Origin of the sequence: Acinetobacter sp. ESBL14, from assembly GCF_036668815.1 — a bacterium.
Taxonomy (GTDB): domain Bacteria; phylum Pseudomonadota; class Gammaproteobacteria; order Pseudomonadales; family Moraxellaceae; genus Acinetobacter; species Acinetobacter gyllenbergii.
Genome location: NZ_JAZEVS010000003.1, coordinates 295,230 through 313,844 on the forward strand (window position 1 = coordinate 295,230; position 18,615 = coordinate 313,844).

An 18,615-nucleotide genomic window follows, 5' to 3' on the forward strand; every position below is an offset into this window, starting at 1 on the left:
CTATTTCTCCTGTGTAGTTACGAGCTGTTTGCTCAGTGGTGTTTCAGGAATTTCTTTGGCAATCGTGACCAGATCACCATCTGCCAAGAAACCTGTACCCGAGGAAACCACTTTCACGTTTGCAGCTAAATCTAACAGTTCAACACGATCTCCTAAACGGCGACCAACAGTGACTTTCTGTTGAGTGACACGATTCTTGTCATTAACAATAAAGACATAGGAAAAACCATCACGCAACAGTAGAGCTGTTTGTGGAACTGTCAATGCAAGTTTCTGACCTAAATCAAATTCACCTTTAACAAACATGCCCATACGCACAGCCTGTGTGGTTGGAATATCCACATAAACCAAGCCATAACGAGTTTGTGGGTCAATCACAGGAGCAATCATTCTGACTTTACCTGTCACTGCAGGTTGCGCAGGGTCAGGTGAAACAATATGTGCGGTCATGCCTTGTTTGAGCTTATACAAATCTGATGTGGTGACTTCCGCGCGCCATTCCAGACGATGATCCCGAATCAAACGGAACAGTTCTTGACCAGTTTGTGCAAGAGAACCGACTGTGGCTGTGCGGGCTGAAATTACGCCATTGTCTGGTGAAACCACTTGAGTCTGTGCTAAGCGTAATTGATTACTTTCGATTTGTGCTTTGGCTGCATCAAGCCGTGCTTGAGCAGTGGCTTGAGAGGTTTGATACTGAGTAGACTCTTGCGCTGAAATTGCGCCTGTGTTTTTTAATTGCTGGATACGTTTATTGTTGGTGATCGCATCAGCTAGGACAGCTTGTGCTTCGGCATAACTGGCTTTGGCTGCTGCCAAATCTGCACGGATAGTTTCACTATTAATTTCAGCCAAGACTTGACCACGTCGAACTTCATCGCCGACATTGACATTGACCCGGGTGAGGCGCTGGCCTGAGAGTTCGCTGCCAATCACCACTTCTTGCCATGCCGCAATGTTGCCATTGGCAGTAAAGGTTTGTTGCCAGTTTTGTTGTTGCGGCGAAACCACGGTCACGGTGAGGGCTGCTTTCTGTGCAGTTGGATTGGTATTTTTTTGCTTTTCAGTCACCGTTGATTTTGGAGCAGTTCCAATCCGCCAAATCCCGATTGCAGCAATTAAAAATACAGCAATGATTGCTAAAATGAGCCAACCCTTTTTCTTTATTTTCTTGGGAGTTTGTGAAGTCATCTTTCCATAGTCATCAAGTTTTGATGGCTAAGTATAGACGAAGATTTCAACAGTTGGTCAATCGCCCATAGACAGATAAAAAAATTAATAAGGTCACTTATCTATATTGCTGTTCAGTAGAATAAAAGTGTGAAACGCTTCAATTCTACTCTCTTATGCTGTCATAAAGGCGAACTGCTGCTTTAGAGTGGCAGTAAACGATTGGAGACCACGTTTTTCATAACAATGGTTGAGGTCAAACGCTGGACATTGGGTAAGGCAGACAGGCTGTCATCATAGAGTTTTTGGAAACTGGCCAAGTCTTTAGCCACAACATGCAGTAAATAATCTGGATTTCCAAATAAACGTTGCGCCTGAATGACATTGGCAATTTCAATGACTTTTTCTTCAAAGGCAGACAGGGCCTTTTTATCTCCATCTTTTAAGGTGACAAAGATGATCGCTGAGAAATTAAGGCCGATTTTTGAAGCCTCTAGATCGGCATGATAGCCTTTAATCACACCACTTTCTTCCAATGCTTTTACACGACGATGGCATGGTGACAGACTTAAACCGATTCTTTCCGCCAGTTCCGTGATAGATAATCGCCCATTTGCTTGTAGTTCAGCAATAATTTTCTTATCAATGCGATCCATTTAGAAGAATCTCCCTTCGGGCTTTGAAGATATAGAAGTATTTGGAATAACATTTTCACCATTAAAGCATATCCTTTCTCAACAATCTTCACCAAATGGTGAAAAAGAAAACGATCAAAGGTCGTATTGTCGATGTGGGAAGGGCTTTGCTTATGGAACTTAGTGTGATTTTTGCTTTTTGGTGCATTTCGATCTTATTCGTATTAACGCCTGGCGCCGATTGGGCTTATGTCATTCTTGCAGGTATCAAAGGTAAATTTATTCTAAATGCCGTCACTGGTTTAGTGTTTGGGCATCTCATGGCGATCTTATGTGTTGCAGCAGGTGTGGGCGCTTTGGTGCAACATTATCCGATTTTACTCACTGCAATGACGATCATGGGAGCCTGTTATTTGTTATGGATGGGCATCAGTCTATTTATACATCCAGCGACCATTTCAACTGAGACCGATGCCACGCAATCGCTTGAATCAGCAGGTTCATGGCTGATTAAAGGGGTGGGGATTAGTGGCTTAAATCCTAAAGTCTTACTATTATTTTTTGCCTTATTGCCACCGTTTATTCATCCGAAAATGGCATTTTCACCAACGGCACAAATTATTTTACTGGGGCTCATTCACTTAATTAGTTGTGCTGTGGTGTATATGTTTGTAGGAATCGCAGCCAAGAAATTGCTTAGAAGCAGACCGCGTGCTGTAAAAGTTGTTAGTCGAATTTCGGGTGGGCTAATGATGCTCATTGCTGTGATCTTATTTATTGGGCAAATTTAAAATAAACATCTATTCTGCCTATTTATAAAGCTTTAAGTTTATCATTATTGAATTCAGGATCTTAATTTTAATGCTGTTTGAGTTATAAAAATCATAAAATTACACAGTGGCACATATTGGTAAAAAATAGTGTAAAACGTATCAATTCTCATTTATTATGCGATTTTTTAAGTCGGCTGATAAAGATCATGGGTAGACAACTTAAACCATTAGTACTGATGATGGCATGTGCTTCAATGGGGACAACAGCTGTTTTTGCAGATGAAGTGCAACAGGGGCAAGCAGCGGATGCAACCGTGACATTAAATACAATTCGTATTACTGCCAGTGCGGATGCATCAGCAGATGGTTTAATGGATCCTTTTGCAGGTGGACAAGTTGCCAGTGGTGGTCGGGTCGGGATCTTTGGTAATCAGAAGAACCTGGATACACCATTCAACTTAACCAGTTATACCAATGAATATATTCAGTCCAAGCAAGCTAAAAGTGTAGGCGATGTATTAAAGGCTGATCCAAGCGTTCGTGTTGGGCGTGGTTTCGGAAACTTTCAGGAATCTTATTACATCCGAGGTTTTAATTTAGGGTCAGATGATACGGCTTATAATGGGCTGTATTCCATTCTACCACGCCAATATATTCCAACAGAGTTATTTGAACGTGTCGAAGTGCTTAAAGGTGCTTCATCTTTCTTAAATGGTGCGATGCCGGGCAATGGCGGAATTGGTGGGGCAATTAATCTATTGCCAAAACGTGCAGGTAATGAACCATTAAATCGTGTTACGGTTGGTACAGATTTTAACGGTGGCCAAATTGCCAGTGATATGTCTCGTCGCTTTGGCGAAAACCAAGAGTTTGGTGTACGTGTAAACACCGCTTATCATGGTGGCAATACCAGCGTTGATAATGAGAAAAATTCATTAGGTTTAGCTTCTATTGGATTAGATTACCGTGGCGATCGTTTGCGTTTGTCTGGTGATATGGGGTACAGCAATAACCGTTTAGATGCAACACGACCTAATATTTCTCTTGCAGGTTTGACTGAAGTACCTGCTGCAATAAAGGCGAGTCGTAACTATGCACAAAAATGGACCTATTCTAATGAAGAGGACGTGTTTGGTAGTTACCGTGCAGAATATGATTTAACTGATGCTGTAACCGCTTATGCAGCTTATGGTTTCCGTCATGGTGAAGAGCAAAATAGTCTGGCAAATCCGACTTTAACCAATGTCTCTAATGGTGATGCGAAATATTCACGCTTTGACAATGGTCGGGTCGATATGGTGAATACTGGTGAAATTGGTGTTCGCGGTAAGTTACAGACAGGTTCTATCCAGCATAATCTAGTGTTATCAGGCTCTGCATTCCAGCAAAATACCCGTAATGGCTGGGCCATGAGCGGAAGTAACACCACTAATATTCTGCATCCAGATTATAGCAATGCACCTGAATTGACGATTGGTAATCCAGAGCGTGTCAATGATCCTAAGCTTGGTACACGTACCCGTCTAAGAAGTATCGCGATTGGGGATAATATTTCTGCGCTTGATGATAAGTTGATCGTGATGCTTGGCGCGCGCTATCAAAAGATTATGCAGGAAACTTATAACTATCAGACCGATGGAAGTAAAATCAATCCAGCATATAATGAGGCGAAATGGACGCCTGCTTTAGGTGTGACTTATAAACTGACGCCAGAATTTTCTGTGTATGCAAACTATATCGAATCATTGGCGAAAGGGTTAAGTAATACTACAGTGGATGTCACTACCACTCTTAAACCTTTTGTTGCCAAGCAAAAAGAAATTGGTGCTAAATACGAAAATGATCGTTTAGGTGCGAGTATCAGTTTATTTGACATTAATAAGCAGCGTGGTGTCTTGCAAGATGGGGTATTTAGTGATGCTGGTGAATATGTTCATCGTGGTGTCGAGCTAAATACCTATGGCAAGCTGACTGATTCAATTACGGTATTGGGCGGTGCGTCGTGGCTACATGCCAAGCAAAAGAATACAGGATCTGCCTTATATGATGACAATAATGAAGTTGGCGTGCCAAAGTTCCAAGCCAATTTAGGTGCTGAATGGGCGTTGCCAGTTCCGCAAGATATCTCCTTAAATGCACAATTGACTTATACAGGCTCGACTTATGCAAGTCTGGACAATAAGTTAAAAGTGAATGACTGGACTACGCTGGATATCGGTGCGAACTATAAAACCCAGCTTGGACAAACACCAACCACTTTCAACTTTAACGTGAATAATGTCTTCAATAAAGATTATTGGTCTTCTGTTGGCTTATCTGACAATATCAATAGCACTTCAAATACCAATAATGGTTATGTTGTAGCAGGTCTACCGCGTACCTTTATGCTCAGTGCAAGCTTTGATTTCTAATGTATTGATTTAAAAAAAATCCCCGAATATTCGGGGATTTTTTTTATTTATAGAATTGCTTTCAGTCGTTTGACCACTTCTTCACACTGTGCCAAATCTGCAACCAGTGCCATTCTGACATGACCTTCGCCTGGATTACCTTGTTCTGTGTCACGAGACAGATAACGGCCTGGTAAAACCTTGATGTGCGCTTTTTCCATCAACATTTTGGCAAAAGTTTCATCGTTATCGACTTTTAACCAGTAATAGAAGCCCGCATCTGGTTTTTGTAAAGGCAATAAATGACCGAGTTCAGACTGGAATAAATCAAACTTGGCACGATATTGCTGACGGTTTTCTTCAACATGTGCTTCGTCATTCCATGCCGCAATTGAAGCCAACTGATTTTGTACTGGCATTGCAGCGCCGTGATAGGTGCGATATTGCAGATATGGTTTTAATAAAGCCGCATCACCTGCAACAAAACCAGAACGCATGCCTGGTAAGTTTGAACGTTTAGACAGGGAATGGAACACGATACAATTCTTATAATCATCACGGCCCATTTCGGCACAAACTTCTAAAAGTCCGATCGGCGCTTGATCAAACCAAAGTTCCGAATAACATTCATCCGATGCAATCACGAAACCATATTGGTCAGACAATGCGATCAGCTTTTTAAACTGTTCTTTTGACAGGACCGTTCCTGTCGGGTTGCCTGGCGTGCACACAAACAGTAAGGCTGTTTTTTCCCAGACTTCCGCAGGGACAGCATCAAAGTCACCTAGGTAACCATTTACTTCAGTACAGTTAATAAAATAGGGTTTTGCACCTGCAAGTAGGGCTGCACCTTCATAAATCTGATAAAACGGATTTGGCATCACCACATAGGGTGCATCTTCACGCTTAATCAAAGCTTGTACAAAAGAGAAAATGCCTTCACGTGTACCAGAAACAGGCAGGATATGATCTTCTGCACTAATATGATTCAACTTGAAGCGATTGCTGAGCCATTGTGCGATACTTTGGCGCAGCTCGGGCAGGCCTTTACTGTTTGGGTAGGTCGATAGATGGGCAAAATTATCAATAATCGCTTGTTTGACGAACTCTGGCGCAGGATGTTTAGGCTCACCAATTGATAAAGGAATCAACGGTAAATTGGCAGGTTGCACATCTTTAAAAAGTTGGTTTAACTTTTCAAAAGGATAGGGATGCAATAACGACAAGCTAGAGTTCATTTAAACAGTTACCAAACAATAAAATTTAAGATGGATTACAAATTTGATTCGATGCTTCATCTAAAGCGGCTTTTAAGCTTTCCGCAAAAGTTTTCACTTCTTCATCGCTGAGCAAGACACCATTTTTCTTAGTGACAAAGAAAATATCTTCTGCACGTTCACCCAGTGTGGCAATTCTTGCAGAATGGATATCCAAACCTTGCAACATGAACAAACCACCAATACGCGCCAGTAGACCTGGATGGTCGAGGGTTGAAATTTCAACCATGTGTTGCTGTAACGTCGGGTTTAGGACAATATCTACAGTATTTTGCACATCAAAATGACGCAAATGGCGTGGGATACGGCGTTGCATAATCCCCGGATATTGATCCGAATGGCTCAATGCATCAACCAAAGCGGCTTTCACTTTGCGTTCGCGATCTGGATCAGTCAACAATGTACCAAAACGATCAAGGACCAGATAAGTATCTAAGCTGAATGAAGTTGAGGCAGTGATAATGCGTGCATCTTGCACATCAAGGTTCATACGATCCAGCACCGCAACCGTGGTGGCAAACAAGTTTGGTTGATCACGGGTGTAGATAAAGATTTGAACCGCATCATCGGCAGCATTACGATGCGCCCGTAATAACACCAATGGTTCTGGATTATCGCCGTGTTGTAAAATTGCTTGGGTATGCCAAGCAATTTCATTGGCTGACTCTTTGACGAAGTATTCATCACCCAGCTCTTGCCAAACTTTCTCAACTTCAGCGAGAGAGAAGTCATTGACCAAGAGTTCACTGGCAGCAAACTTGGTATCTTCAATCAGCATTTGATAGTCAACTGGACGGCCCAAGCCTGAACGAATCACATCACGTGCATAGGTATATAACTGACGCATCAAGGATGCACGCCACGTATTCCATAGTTTCGGATTGGTCGCGTTAATATCGGCGACTGTCAGCGTATAGAGATAATCGAGATGCTCCATATCACCGACTTTTTCGGCAAAGTCTTTGACTTCATCAGGGTCCGAAATATCTTTTTTCTGTGCTGTAAGCGACATCAAGAGGTGATTGTTAATCAGCCATGCAACCAGTTTGCACTCACGTTCGGTAAATCCATGGGTACGGCAGAATTCAATTGCATCTAGCGCCCCCAGTTCACTGTGATCACCGCCACGACCTTTGGCAATATCATGGAAAATCGCGGCCATATACACGATGTCATGGCGGGCAATACGCTGGAACACCGAACTAACCACAGGAAATTCTTTGGCAAATTCAGGTTCTTTAAAGCGACTTAAATTACGTAGTAATAACAGAGTATGTGCATCGACGGTGTAAATATGGAAGAGGTCGTATTGCATCAAACCTGTAATCTGTCCAAAAGCAGGAATGTAATTCCCCAATACACCGTAACGCTTCATTGCCACCATGGTGTCATATAAATGCGGGGAGCGGATAATCGACATAAACAGTGCTTGATGTTCTGGATTATCACGGAAGCGTTGATCAATCCGTTTTGCAGCAAGCACCAGCAGGCGTAAGGTACGGGCACGAATACCCGTAATTTCAGGTCGATTTGCCAATAAGTAGAATAATTCTAAGATGGCAATTGGCTCTTCTGAAAATACTTTGTGATGTTGAACAGCCAATTTGCCATCGACAATTTTAAAACGTTCATTAATCTCGATAATGTGACGTTCATAATCAGGTAGACGTGGAGTAATCACCGATTCATTGAAATAAGCGAGTAGCATTTCATTCAGCGTTGAAACTTGCTGCGCGGTACGATAGTAGCGCTTCATAAACTGTTCAACGGCAAAATTAACAGGTTGGCCTTCTTCACGTACATAGCCAAATTTTGCTGCTATATCACGTTGATATTCAAATAATAAACGGTTTTCATCGCGTTTGGCTAAACGGTGTAAATGGGTGCGAATTTCCCATAAGAAACTTTCCGCTTCTTCTAATACACCTAATTCAAACTCAGTAATAAAACCCAAATGCACCAAATCATAAATACGATTGACACGGAAGTGACGTTTGGCAATCCAGCCGATCTGGTTGATATCGCGAATACCACCTGGGGCATTTTTGATATCCGGCTCTAAATTACTTTCGGTATTGTTGTGTTGCGCATAACGTTTGGCTTGTTCAGCCATTTTGGCATCATAGAAAGTTTGATCCGTCCATGTTTGTGCAACAATACGGCGTGGCCATTTGGCTAATTGCTGATTGCCAGTAATGAGACGAGCTTCAATCAACGTGGTCGCAACAGTTAAGTCATTAATGGCTTGTTCGACACAGTTTTGAATGGTACGTACGCTGATGCCTGGTTTGAAATTACCGACATCCCATAAAGAGGAAATAAAGGTCGAGATCAGTTTTTCTTGTTCTTCGCTGATTTCATCCTCAGATAAAATCATGATATCAGTATCTGAATAAGGCAGCATCTCATGGCGGCCATAACCACCGACTGCAAATAAACCCAATTCAGTTTGATCTAGACCGGCGTGGTTCCAAAGGAAGATCAAAGCTTCATCTATCGAATCAGAACGCGCACCAATCACATCACGAATGGGCTGCCCATTTTCATAACTCTCCTGTAATTGCTTTTCTACATCCGTACGCCATTGATTAATGGCTTGAATATCATGAAGACTGGTGACGTAGTTCAACAAAGGAGAGGTCTTGATCATAAAGCTGAGTCTTCTATCAAAGCCCCTCTAGATCAGAGGGGAAGTTGTAATGATAATCACCTAAGGTCGTCTTAAGCGTTGGTTTGTACACTCACTTGGTCTGCGGCATGTTGTGCCAATTCACGTGCAAGATCGGTTGTCTCAGCACGAGCAGTTGCTACACCCATACGGCGGCGTTTAAAGCCTTCAGGTTTACCAAATAGACGTAGATCAGTGTTTGGATTGGCTAATGCAAGATTCAAGCCAGTAAAACTCAGATTTTTGGCATCTACGCCTGCATAAATCACGGCACTTGCAGCCACACTATGACGAGCTGTATTGACAGGTAAACCTAAGATCGCACGTGCATGTAGTTCAAATTCGCTTTGGAATTGTGAAGCTAAAGTCACTAAACCCGTGTCATGCGGACGAGGTGAAACTTCGCTAAACCAGACTTTATCGCCTTTGATAAATAGTTCCACTCCGAAGATACCACACCCCCCTAAAGCAACAGTGACTTTATTGGCAATGCGTTTGGCTTCCTGTAGCGCAACAGCTGTCATCGGTTGCGGCTGCCAGCTTTCTACATAGTCACCCGCATCTTGACGGTGGCCAATTGGATCACAGAAATGTGTTTCAATTTCACCTGTTTCAGGGTTTTTAGCACGAACGGTAAGTAGGGTAATTTCAAAATCAAAATCAATCTGTGATTCAATAATCACCGTACCTTGATTGACGCGGCCACCTTGCATTGCATAATCCCAAGCCGCATCCACTTCATCAAAACTCTTCACGCGAGATTGACCTTTACCTGATGATGACATCACAGGTTTTACAAAGTTTGGATAGCCAATGTCATCACAGGCAGCACGGAAGCTTTCTAGTGTATTGGCAAAGCGATAAGCAGAGGTGGGGAGGCCAAGCTCTTCAGCAGCTAAACGGCGAATCCCTTCACGGTTCATAGTGAGATTGACTGCTTTAGCCGATGGAATCACTGTTGCAGTTTGGCTCTGTTCAATTTCAACGAGCACTTCGGTCGCGATCGCTTCAATCTCTGGAACAATTAAGTGAGGTTTGATCTTTTCAATCAGTTGTTTTAATTCGGCTGGATCAGCCATATTCAGGGTATAAGCATAATGTGCGACTTGCATGGCAGGCGCATGATCATAACGATCTGCAGCATGAACTTCGACACCCAAGCGTTGTAAAGAAATCACAACTTCTTTACCAAGCTCTCCAGAACCTAACAGTAAAACCTTAAATGCAGAAGATTGAAGTGGAGTTCCTAGAGTGACGCTCATGCGAATAATCCTATCCTGAGTAATTTGTGTTTAAGCATAGCAGAACTTTCTACTGAATTAAGCTTATACACCATAAAAAAACATGCTTTTTGTTAGACAAAAAATAGCACTTAGTACCGTATTTGTCTGTTTAAACATTGACCTGATAATTGAGTTGTAACTGGTCTGCATGTTGTCCACGAATTCCCCAATTACATTTCGGTGTTTCAAAAATTGTGATTTCAATGTCTTGGGGGGAAATTCCACATTGCTGTTCGGCATAAGTAAAAATGCTTTGAATCAAGCTTTTTTTTGCTTCAATGCTTCTGCCTTCAAACATTGAGATTTCAATAATCAGATAGTGCGGGCTACGATCATTGGGATAAATAAAGTCTTCTTTCGCTAGTGCAATAAAACGCTGAAATTTCTTTTCGATGGGATAATTTAAACTTTCCACCAGCGCTTGATGTATGGCATGTGAAAGTTGATGCCTAAACTGCTCAATCGTGGGTTGTAAGGCATAAATCTTGATTTGTGACATGGTGGTTTTCTTCCTTCTTGAAGTTTTAATTTTTTATATATGAGCAAGTCTGACTTTATGCTGAACAAGAATATAAAATCAATTGTTTAGAGTAAAAGGTATGCTGCTGAGTAAATAAGTAACAAGCATTGAGAATTATTCCCAAATTGACTAGCATAATGTCCAATTGTTTCCTCGGCGATTTGCTATGTCTCATCCAAACTCTCGTATAGCTGCAATCTTGTTATGCAGTACTTTTTTATTGGCTGCTTGTGGAAACTCAAGCAATGAACCAAAAGAAAAGGTCGAAATCAAACCTGCGCCGAAGCTCAATAATGATGCCACCACCTATGCTAATGCGGCATGGAAGTTGATTAATGACATCGATCCGATTGTTTACAATAAACAGACTGCCGAGATTGAAGAAAAAGTCAGAAAACCGCTACGCCAGCTCAGTACTGATTGGCGTATCAATGTCAAAATGACTGATTCAGTGACAGAAGGGAAATATGCCCTGTGCCGTAAAGCACTGACCAGCTTGGATACTTGGGCACGTGAGGTAAAAGACAAGGCGAATGCATCGACTCAAAAGCAGGCTGATTATGAACGTGATAAAGCGCAATGCAAGGATGCAATTGATAATCCTGCATTAGGCAATACCTCTCCAAAGTAGGAGTGAAAAATGTATCTTCGTATCTTCTCGGTTTTCTTGATTCTATTTGGTCTGTTGGGAATAAACACCAGTTATGCCCAAGTAGATTTTCATCTTGCCTATCAGGTGCAAATGCCGAAGACGAAGCCTGTACATTTTTCTAATGATCGTTCATATAGATTTGTGAGTCTGTCTCCTTTTTTTACTGCCAATGAGTTAGTGAATGCAAAGGCGATTCTTGTTGAAGGAAGTGCTGTTGTTGAAATTGAAATTTCGGCTTCTGCACAGAAAAAGTTTAATCAGTTGGCCAATAGAAATACGCAAAGTCAAGATCAAGGTCTATTTAATCAGATGATTGGTTTAGGCGTTATGATTGATGGACAGCCTACAACGGTTATACAAGGGGTTTACAGACCTATTTCAGATCGAAAATTATGGTGTTTCCTGATAGATGATCGCTTACCCGTTCAGGAGCAATTGCGTCAGGCTAATGATATTGTGAAAAAAATGAAATTGACCCAAGCGCCACATTAAAATCATCTCGTTTGGAGTTTATCCCAGCTTAGATGTAGAGCTTGAATACAGAATGACAGGATGTCATTTCAATAAAAAAGCGAGATCAATGATCTCGCTTTTTTATGGTTAAAGTTATCTGACGACTACTTACGAGGTTTTGACCGTTTTTGCGGCTTCCTGTTTGGCTTTGCTTGCTGTCGTGCTAGCCACTTTTTTAGTATCTGTGGTTGCTTTCATTGCATCGTGTTTGGCTGTTTCTTTCATTTTCGTCATGTCATGTTTTGCAGTGTCGGTTGTCTTGGTTGCTTCTTTCTTGGTTTTTACCACAGTTGTTGCAACACATTTGCCACCTTTATGATTAGGTCCTGTACCACCTTGAATTTGAGTTCCTTTTGGGCAGGCAAATGCGCTAGCGCTGAGTACGGTAAATAGGCCTGCTGTTAAAATCGTTGCAATTTTTCTCATGATTGTCATCTGCATCGGGTAAGCGATAGTGCTTAGCTTTAATGTATGCGTGTTGAGAGGACGAAAGCAGACTGATTTTGTGAAATATTTTAGAGCATAAGTAGTATTTTATAGTGAGAGTTTATCTTTTAATTTATGTTTAAGCTTAAAAGCATATTGCAAAAAATGCTGTGCTTATCCATTTTAAATACAAAGTATTATACTTACTCTTTTAGGTGACTGGCGGTTGCCAATATTCTGAGGCGCTCTAAATCCAGCACTACAATTTTTTTAAAACCAAGCTGAATCACGCCTTGTTTCTCAAACTGATTCAGTTCCTGATTGATGGTCTGTCTAGATACCGTCAGCATGTTGGCCAACTGGTCTTGAGAGATCTGAATACTAAAATCCTGAATAAGTGCACGATTGCCATAACCTTCTAAAATAAACAATAAGCGTTGTGCCAGACGCTGACTGATGCTTTGGGTTTGAATCGCAATTTGTTCTAAAAATACATAGCGTAATTTTTGACTGGTCAGCAAGGCAAAGTAATACCAGTAATACGGATTTTGGAGCAAAAAATCATGCAGTGCTTGGGCGGGTATTTGCAGTACCACGCTCTTCTTTAAAGCAACCGCATCATGTGATCGCGGTTGTTGGTCGATTAAGGAAATTTCGCCAAACCACATGATCGGTTCAGCAATTGCAGCAATGGCTTCATTGCCATTTACATCGATATAACCCAAGCTAATAGAACCTTCCAGTACGCCGTAAACACCGTCAAAAATATCTTGAGCCTTAAACACCGCCGCATTTTTTTCAACGATATGCTTTTTGCCGTGTTGAATAATAAAGTTCTGAAAGGGTTCTGCCAGGTGACTAAACCATGAATTTTGCTGCAAATGTTGAATATAAACACGATCTAACACGGCTGTTCCTTGATTAAAAATAAGTCCATTTGTCAGCTACATGACAACTTCGCTGCAATATTTCTTATAGATTAACAGTATAAACAAATGAAATGAGGAATGAGAAATGACAAATTTGGAACGTCTACTCAGCCAATATGCGGCTTATCACTTAGATCGAAATAATATTGTGACCCATTTTGTGGGTATTCCCTTAATTGTTTTTTCTATTCTATGTTTAACGGCACGTGCGGGTGTAGAAATTTCAAGTGTTTCAGTCACATTGGCATCGGTTCTGATTGTATTAAGTACAATTTATTATATTTCACTTGATAAGCTATTCGGTCTTTTGATGCTGATTTTATTGGTCTTGGCATATCCACTGGCTGTGAGTATTGCGGCTTTATCGATGTGGAGTTGGTTGGGTGCCAGCATCGGTATTTTTGTGGTGGGTTGGGTGTTTCAATTCGTGGGTCATTATTTTGAAAAGAAAAAACCAGCTTTTGTCGATGATGTCATTGGTCTAGCCATTGGGCCATTATTTGTATTGGCAGAGTTTATCTTCTTACTCGGATTCCGTAAGCCCTTACATCAGCGCATTTTAAAAGAGGCACAAATGAAACGTGCTGAAATGGATATGAAGCCGCAAACGGTGTCTTAAGTTGCCAGTTTGATCTAAAAGTCCTGCATAAAACCCCTGAAAATGTGTAATTTTTAGGGTTTTTTTTATGCAGTTTATTTATTTTAATCCGAATTAAATTTATAGCTTGAAAGCTAAGCTATAAAATAAAAAATACATCAAAAATTAGATTATCTTATCTTGGATAAATAAAGGAATAAGTTGTTTTATAAAATGTCCTAAAGTGGCAAATAAAAGACAGTGAGCTGAACTACAATAAATAATTAAATGGATTTATTTTAATATAACAAGATTAATATGCGATTAAATAATATTGAATTCCTGTTGGAAAAAATAGGACTGACTGCACATAAACGTGCCATTCATATTCAGTTTGCAAATCAGAGTTTAAATTCTCAAATTTTTTTGCAGCATATTGAGGGCATTCATGGCCTTAATCAAGGACTCAAGGCTGAACTAATCTGTTTGTCAATGGATGCCACCATTCCGCTCAAGCAATTCATTGGCAGTCAGGCTGCGATAGATACAGTGACGGATCAGGGGCAGCTTAGCCGTGTCACTGGGATTATCACCCAAGCATCACAAGGCCTATCTGACGGCAGTTTAAGCCTCTATAAACTGACTTTAGAAGATCCAACCGCGCTGTGGCATAAAAGGCGAAACTCTCGCGTATTTATGAATAAAAGCGTGTGTGAGGTGGTGCAAGTCATATTTAAGGAATGGCAACAAAGAAGCCCATTATTTACTTCAAGCTTGACACTGGATTTAAGTGGGTTGCGCACAGACTATGATGTACGTCCATTTATTATGCAACATAATCAGACCGATGCAGAGTTTTTAACATTTTTGATGCGGAGTGAAGGGGTGAGCTGGGTGGTTGACGAAGCCCAGCTTATTGTTCCGACTAGCAATAGTCCAATCCAAGCGCAAAAACTACGTTTGATTGATGACAATAGCCACTATCAAGCCCTAGCGCGAAGAACGATTCGTTACCATCGTAGTGATGCCACCGAACAATACGACAGCATGACCACACTGAGGGCAGAACGCAGCTTACAGCCGACCGCCGTGCATATCCAGCGTTGGCAAGCCGATGCACTGGAACAAGAGGACGGAGCAGGTAGTGTTCAAAGCAAACATCAGCACAGTGAAGGCGATGATGTAGCCTCACTTGGACTCGAAGATGCATGGCATTTCAGTCCAGCATGGATGCAGGACCTAAACGGCGAGGATGGTGTAACTTCGTCAGGCCATGCGCAAATTGAAAAGCTGAATCAGCAAATTGGGCAATACCACGACTTACAAGCAAAGCAATTTGTGGTGAATAGCACCGTTCGAGACGCTCATGTCGGGTACTGGTTTGAACTGGCAGGACATCCTGAAATAGATCAACACCAAGGAGATGATAAGCAATTCCTGATCACTGCCAAGCAGTTTTATAGTCAGAATAATCTTCCGAAAGACCTAAGCCAACAGATCCAAGATCTGATCAACCAGAGTCAGTGGCAACAACAGAATATTGGCTCTGAACAACGTCAGGCAAATCAACTGACACTACAACGCCGTAATATCAAAATCGTACCTGAATATAACCCCTTAACTCATAAGCCAACTGCTCACCCAATGCGAGCTCGAGTTGTTGGCCCTGAAGGAGAGCAAATCCATGTGGATGAATGGGGGCGTATAAAAGTTCGTTTTCTATTTACCCGTACAGAAGACCATAGCCATGATGGTGGTGCAGGAACCAACGATGATGATACTGACTCAGCATGGGTCGATGTCCTGACCCCTTGGGCTGGCGAAGGTTTTGGTGCGCGGTTCTTGCCTCGCGTCGGTGAAATGGTTGTCATTGACTTCTTTGATGGCAACCTTGACCGCCCTTTTGTACTGGGGAGGATTCATGAAGCGCAGCGTTCACCCACACAGTTTGATCAAATAGGAAAACTTCCTGAGACCAAAAAACTGTCAGGTATTCGATCACGCGAATATAAAGGTGAAGGCTTTAATCAACTGCGTTTTGATGACAGCACAGGGCAGATCAGTGCACAACTGCAAAGTAGCCATGCTGCCAGTCAATTAAATCTCGGTCAGCTCAGTCATCCAAAAAACAAGGTTGAAAGCGAAGACCGTGGTGAGGGCTTTGAACTGCGTACCGATTTATGGGGCGCAGTACGTGCGGGAGAGGGTTTATTGCTTTCAACCCATAAGCAAGACCATGCACAAGCTGAACATCTGGATGCACAGTCAGCCAGACAGCAACTCGAAACGAACCAGAATAATGCCCAAGCACTGAGTGTGGTCGCCAAAAATCAGCAGACCGATGAAATTGAGTCACTGGCACAGTTAAAGGAATTTGCTGCACAGATCGAAGCAAAGATTGCCAAGTTCAATAAAGCATTGCTGTTACTGAGTTCACCTGATGGTATTGGCCTGAGTAGCCATGAAGATATTCATTTCTCGGCGGATAGACAGATCAATCAGATCGCTGGCGAGAGTATTCATCTGAGTACACAAAAAAATCTGATTGCCCATGCACAAAACAGGATCAGTTTGTTTGCTGCCCAAACAGGGATTAAACAGGTTGCGGCGAAGGGGAAGTTTGAAGTCCATGCACAAACGGATGGCATAGATTTATTCTCTAAACAAGGCATTCAAATTATTTCGACTGAAGATCGGATTGAAATCATTAGTGCAAAAGAAATTGTGATTACAGGCAAAGATTCTCAACTGAAACTAAATGGTTCAGGCATTGTTGCGACCACAGGTGGAAAATTTGAGGTGAAGGCAGGTCAGCATGTGTTTCAAGGGGGTGAAAATATTGTTGTACCAAAATTGAGTTTACCAACAGCCAAGACATTATTTAGCAATCAGATTAACTATAACTGGAATATAGAATCTGAAGGGAATAAGCAGATTTTTATTATTGATCAGAAGACCAATCACTTAATAAAAACAAAAATGGATCAACTTGATGCTGAAAATCAGCTGAGTTCATTACGGTTCCATACACCGCAAGCCACAGACTTTACGGCACTCATCTTTAATTCGGATCTTCCTCGTTTAAAGCAGGATTTGCCTGATCGTGAAAACATTGATGAATTATTAGAGGAGGCACTTCTGGAAGAACAAAATGGTGAGACCTATGCGGAGGAGGATGCTGAGCAATGAGTAACTTAGTCACTATTACAGCAAAACTTTATGATAAATCTGGAACTCATTTTAATCAGTTGAATGTTCAGTCGAGATATCAGGGTTCATCTAAGGCCAATACTCAACAAACTGATTCCAAAGGCTTTTTTGTATTTCAGGCATCTCCAAACAGAAGAGTAGAAATATTAGCTAAGCCCCCGAATCAAAAAGATTATATTGTTTTTAAAACTATAGATTCTTCTATTCTTTCTTCAAAAGACAATCCTGTTAAGGTTCAACTGCCTAAAACCATAGATGAATATAAACAGGTTAAACAGCCTACACCTGCTAAAGGAATTGTAAGTACATTTTTTAAGGTGGTGGATCGTAATGGGAAAGTGATGAAGAATTTTCCTGTTCAGTCCAGACCAAAAGGTAAAGGTAACTCACCCGATAAATTCACTGATGATCAGGGGATTGTAGAAGTGAAGTCTTCTCCGAATCGGGATATCGAAGTCTTAGTACTGACTTCAAATGATCAATTTGTTTTAAAAAGTTCAGTCAATTCAGCTAGCGGAAGTTCACAACCGATTCTGATTAAATTAGATGAGCCTTATGCAAACTTTTTAAGTCGATCTATGATCAAAATCTTAGATCGGGATGGGAAGGCGTATGTTGTAGAAAAAACCAATGTAGAAATGTTAATTGTAGAGAGTGGCAAGAAGCAGTTGTATAGCATATCCAACGGGAAGTTAGCTCTAGAAAGTATGGTCGGGCAGAAACTGGAATTTACAGTGTATAAGCCTGACGGTAAACCATTGAAACCTCAGCCTTATATGGCGACACGAATAAAAAACAATCCTGCTGAGTTACATCTGGATGTGGATGTAACCAAAGGAACGACGGCACCAAATGATCCAGAGATTAATAAAACGGTTACAGTTGATATATTAATTACGATGGAGCAAATGCAAAAAATGTGGCCAGGTATTGCGTCATCTAAAATTCAACCAATTATGGATGAGTTAAATGCAAATTTAGATGCATATCAGTTAAATACTAGATTAAGACAGTCTCATTTTTTCGCTCAAGTTTTTGGAGAAATTGGTGCAAAGTTTAGTCTTAGAGAAGATATCTCAAACTATACGGCAAAAAATTTAATGGCACTTTCATCATATTATAAAGCACACCCTGAGGAGGCGAAAATAGATGCCAAAATTTCTCCAAAGGAGTTGAAAGTTAAAGCTATTACGAATAAATGGTATATGGATAAAAATAGACCTAAGCATTTAGCTTTAGGTAATATTAAAGATGGGGATGGCTATAAGTTTCTTGGGAGAGGATTAAAACAGACTACAGGTCGATATAACTATTCGGTGTTCACTAAAATTTATCCCAAAATTTGGTCCGATGATAGTGAGGTTGATTTTACGGAAACACCAGAGCTATTAGAACAAGCTAAATATGCTTCTAGATCGGCGATAGTTTTTTGGCTAGATAAAAGCTTGTATACTGTAGCAGATACTGGATCAACGGATACAGTGGTTGACAAAATCACCAAGGTAATTAATCAATATGCTCCAAATAAAAATGAAAGGAGATTATATTTTAAGAAAGCTGTAAATATTTTTATTTGAAAACTATTCTGAGGT

General features: G+C 41.1%; 15 protein-coding genes. 7 read left to right on the forward strand and 8 right to left on the reverse strand.

The features are described from left to right. Both V6E90_RS12505 and V6E90_RS12510 read right to left on the reverse strand, forming a co-directional pair. Positions 1-1,191: an efflux RND transporter periplasmic adaptor subunit gene (locus tag V6E90_RS12505; protein ID WP_065342800.1), complete on the reverse strand. Its 1,191-nt coding sequence runs from the start codon at positions 1,189-1,191 to the stop codon at positions 1-3. A gap of 182 nt (positions 1,192-1,373) precedes the next feature. After that, on the reverse strand, positions 1,374-1,826 hold the full coding sequence (locus V6E90_RS12510; protein WP_016543268.1) for an Lrp/AsnC family transcriptional regulator: 453 nt from the start codon (positions 1,824-1,826) through the stop codon (positions 1,374-1,376). A gap of 152 nt (positions 1,827-1,978) precedes the next feature. On the opposite strand from V6E90_RS12510, the gene V6E90_RS12515 reads away from it, so the two are divergent. Then, complete coding sequence (locus V6E90_RS12515; RefSeq protein ID WP_332605592.1) at positions 1,979-2,596, forward strand: LysE family translocator; 618 nt, start codon at positions 1,979-1,981, stop codon at positions 2,594-2,596. A gap of 188 nt (positions 2,597-2,784) precedes the next feature. Beyond that, entirely contained in the window at positions 2,785-4,989 is a 2,205-nt protein-coding gene (locus V6E90_RS12520) for a TonB-dependent receptor (RefSeq protein WP_065342799.1), read from the forward strand. A gap of 47 nt (positions 4,990-5,036) precedes the next feature. Here V6E90_RS12520 and dapC read toward each other — a convergent pair whose 3' ends face one another. The 4 genes from dapC to V6E90_RS12540 form a co-directional block, all read right to left on the reverse strand. After that, positions 5,037-6,206, reverse strand: a complete 1,170-nt coding sequence (gene dapC / locus V6E90_RS12525) for a succinyldiaminopimelate transaminase (protein WP_332605505.1) — start codon at positions 6,204-6,206, stop codon at positions 5,037-5,039. A gap of 25 nt (positions 6,207-6,231) precedes the next feature. Continuing rightward, the gene (gene glnD, locus V6E90_RS12530; RefSeq protein ID WP_262758238.1) at positions 6,232-8,895 is read right to left on the reverse strand and encodes a [protein-PII] uridylyltransferase; all 2,664 of its coding nucleotides are present in this window, start codon (positions 8,893-8,895) and stop codon (positions 6,232-6,234) included. Between the two features lie 71 nt (positions 8,896-8,966). After that, entirely contained in the window at positions 8,967-10,184 is a 1,218-nt protein-coding gene (purT, locus tag V6E90_RS12535) for a formate-dependent phosphoribosylglycinamide formyltransferase (protein WP_171068331.1), read from the reverse strand. 121 nt (positions 10,185-10,305) lie between these two features. Further along, the gene (locus V6E90_RS12540; RefSeq protein WP_016543274.1) at positions 10,306-10,695 is read right to left on the reverse strand and encodes a tautomerase family protein; all 390 of its coding nucleotides are present in this window, start codon (positions 10,693-10,695) and stop codon (positions 10,306-10,308) included. Positions 10,696-10,882: 187 nt separating this feature from the next. Here V6E90_RS12540 and V6E90_RS12545 point away from each other — a divergent pair, with 187 nt between their 5' ends. Beyond that, positions 10,883-11,347, forward strand: a complete 465-nt coding sequence (locus V6E90_RS12545) for a hypothetical protein (RefSeq protein WP_065342794.1) — start codon at positions 10,883-10,885, stop codon at positions 11,345-11,347. Between the two features lie 9 nt (positions 11,348-11,356). After that, positions 11,357-11,860 (forward strand): hypothetical protein, encoded by a 504-nt coding sequence (locus V6E90_RS12550; RefSeq protein WP_065342793.1) that lies wholly within the window; start codon positions 11,357-11,359, stop codon positions 11,858-11,860. A gap of 129 nt (positions 11,861-11,989) precedes the next feature. Here the strand turns inward: V6E90_RS12550 and V6E90_RS12555 are convergent, their stop codons facing one another. Both V6E90_RS12555 and V6E90_RS12560 read right to left on the reverse strand, forming a co-directional pair. Continuing rightward, entirely contained in the window at positions 11,990-12,307 is a 318-nt protein-coding gene (locus V6E90_RS12555) for a hypothetical protein (protein WP_016543277.1), read from the reverse strand. A 203-nt stretch (positions 12,308-12,510) separates the two neighbouring features. After that, positions 12,511-13,215: a Crp/Fnr family transcriptional regulator gene (locus V6E90_RS12560; RefSeq protein WP_332605506.1), complete on the reverse strand. Its 705-nt coding sequence runs from the start codon at positions 13,213-13,215 to the stop codon at positions 12,511-12,513. A gap of 106 nt (positions 13,216-13,321) precedes the next feature. On the opposite strand from V6E90_RS12560, the gene V6E90_RS12565 reads away from it, so the two are divergent. From V6E90_RS12565 to V6E90_RS12575, 3 genes are all read left to right on the forward strand, one after another. Then, positions 13,322-13,855, forward strand: a complete 534-nt coding sequence (locus V6E90_RS12565; RefSeq protein WP_332605507.1) for an Mpo1 family 2-hydroxy fatty acid dioxygenase — start codon at positions 13,322-13,324, stop codon at positions 13,853-13,855. A 276-nt stretch (positions 13,856-14,131) separates the two neighbouring features. Then, complete coding sequence (locus tag V6E90_RS12570; protein WP_332605508.1) at positions 14,132-17,002, forward strand: type VI secretion system Vgr family protein; 2,871 nt, start codon at positions 14,132-14,134, stop codon at positions 17,000-17,002. Continuing rightward, positions 16,999-18,600 carry a glycoside hydrolase family 19 protein gene (locus V6E90_RS12575; RefSeq protein ID WP_332605509.1) on the forward strand — a complete coding sequence of 534 codons (1,602 nt, stop codon included), beginning with the start codon at positions 16,999-17,001 and terminating at the stop codon, positions 18,598-18,600. Before V6E90_RS12570 ends, V6E90_RS12575 begins: the two co-directional genes overlap by 4 nt. The last annotated feature ends 15 nt before the right edge of the window (positions 18,601-18,615 follow it).

Bases quoted from the DNA above. Each gene is read 5' to 3' on its own strand.
- V6E90_RS12505 (WP_065342800.1), bottom strand. From the start codon at position 1,191: ATGACTTCACAAACTCCCAAGAAAATAAAGAAAAAGGGTTGGCTCATT.
- V6E90_RS12555 (WP_016543277.1), bottom strand. From the start codon at position 12,307: ATGAGAAAAATTGCAACGATTTTAACAGCAGGCCTATTTACCGTACTC.
- V6E90_RS12570 (WP_332605508.1), top strand. From the start codon at position 14,132: ATGCGATTAAATAATATTGAATTCCTGTTGGAAAAAATAGGACTGACT.
- V6E90_RS12540 (WP_016543274.1), bottom strand. From the start codon at position 10,695: ATGTCACAAATCAAGATTTATGCCTTACAACCCACGATTGAGCAGTTT.
- V6E90_RS12565 (WP_332605507.1), top strand. From the start codon at position 13,322: ATGACAAATTTGGAACGTCTACTCAGCCAATATGCGGCTTATCACTTA.
- dapC (WP_332605505.1), bottom strand. From the start codon at position 6,206: ATGAACTCTAGCTTGTCGTTATTGCATCCCTATCCTTTTGAAAAGTTA.
- V6E90_RS12520 (WP_065342799.1), top strand. From the start codon at position 2,785: ATGGGTAGACAACTTAAACCATTAGTACTGATGATGGCATGTGCTTCA.
- V6E90_RS12510 (WP_016543268.1), bottom strand. From the start codon at position 1,826: ATGGATCGCATTGATAAGAAAATTATTGCTGAACTACAAGCAAATGGG.
- V6E90_RS12575 (WP_332605509.1), top strand. From the start codon at position 16,999: ATGAGTAACTTAGTCACTATTACAGCAAAACTTTATGATAAATCTGGA.
- glnD (WP_262758238.1), bottom strand. From the start codon at position 8,895: ATGATCAAGACCTCTCCTTTGTTGAACTACGTCACCAGTCTTCATGAT.
- V6E90_RS12515 (WP_332605592.1), top strand. From the start codon at position 1,979: ATGGAACTTAGTGTGATTTTTGCTTTTTGGTGCATTTCGATCTTATTC.
- V6E90_RS12545 (WP_065342794.1), top strand. From the start codon at position 10,883: ATGTCTCATCCAAACTCTCGTATAGCTGCAATCTTGTTATGCAGTACT.
- V6E90_RS12550 (WP_065342793.1), top strand. From the start codon at position 11,357: ATGTATCTTCGTATCTTCTCGGTTTTCTTGATTCTATTTGGTCTGTTG.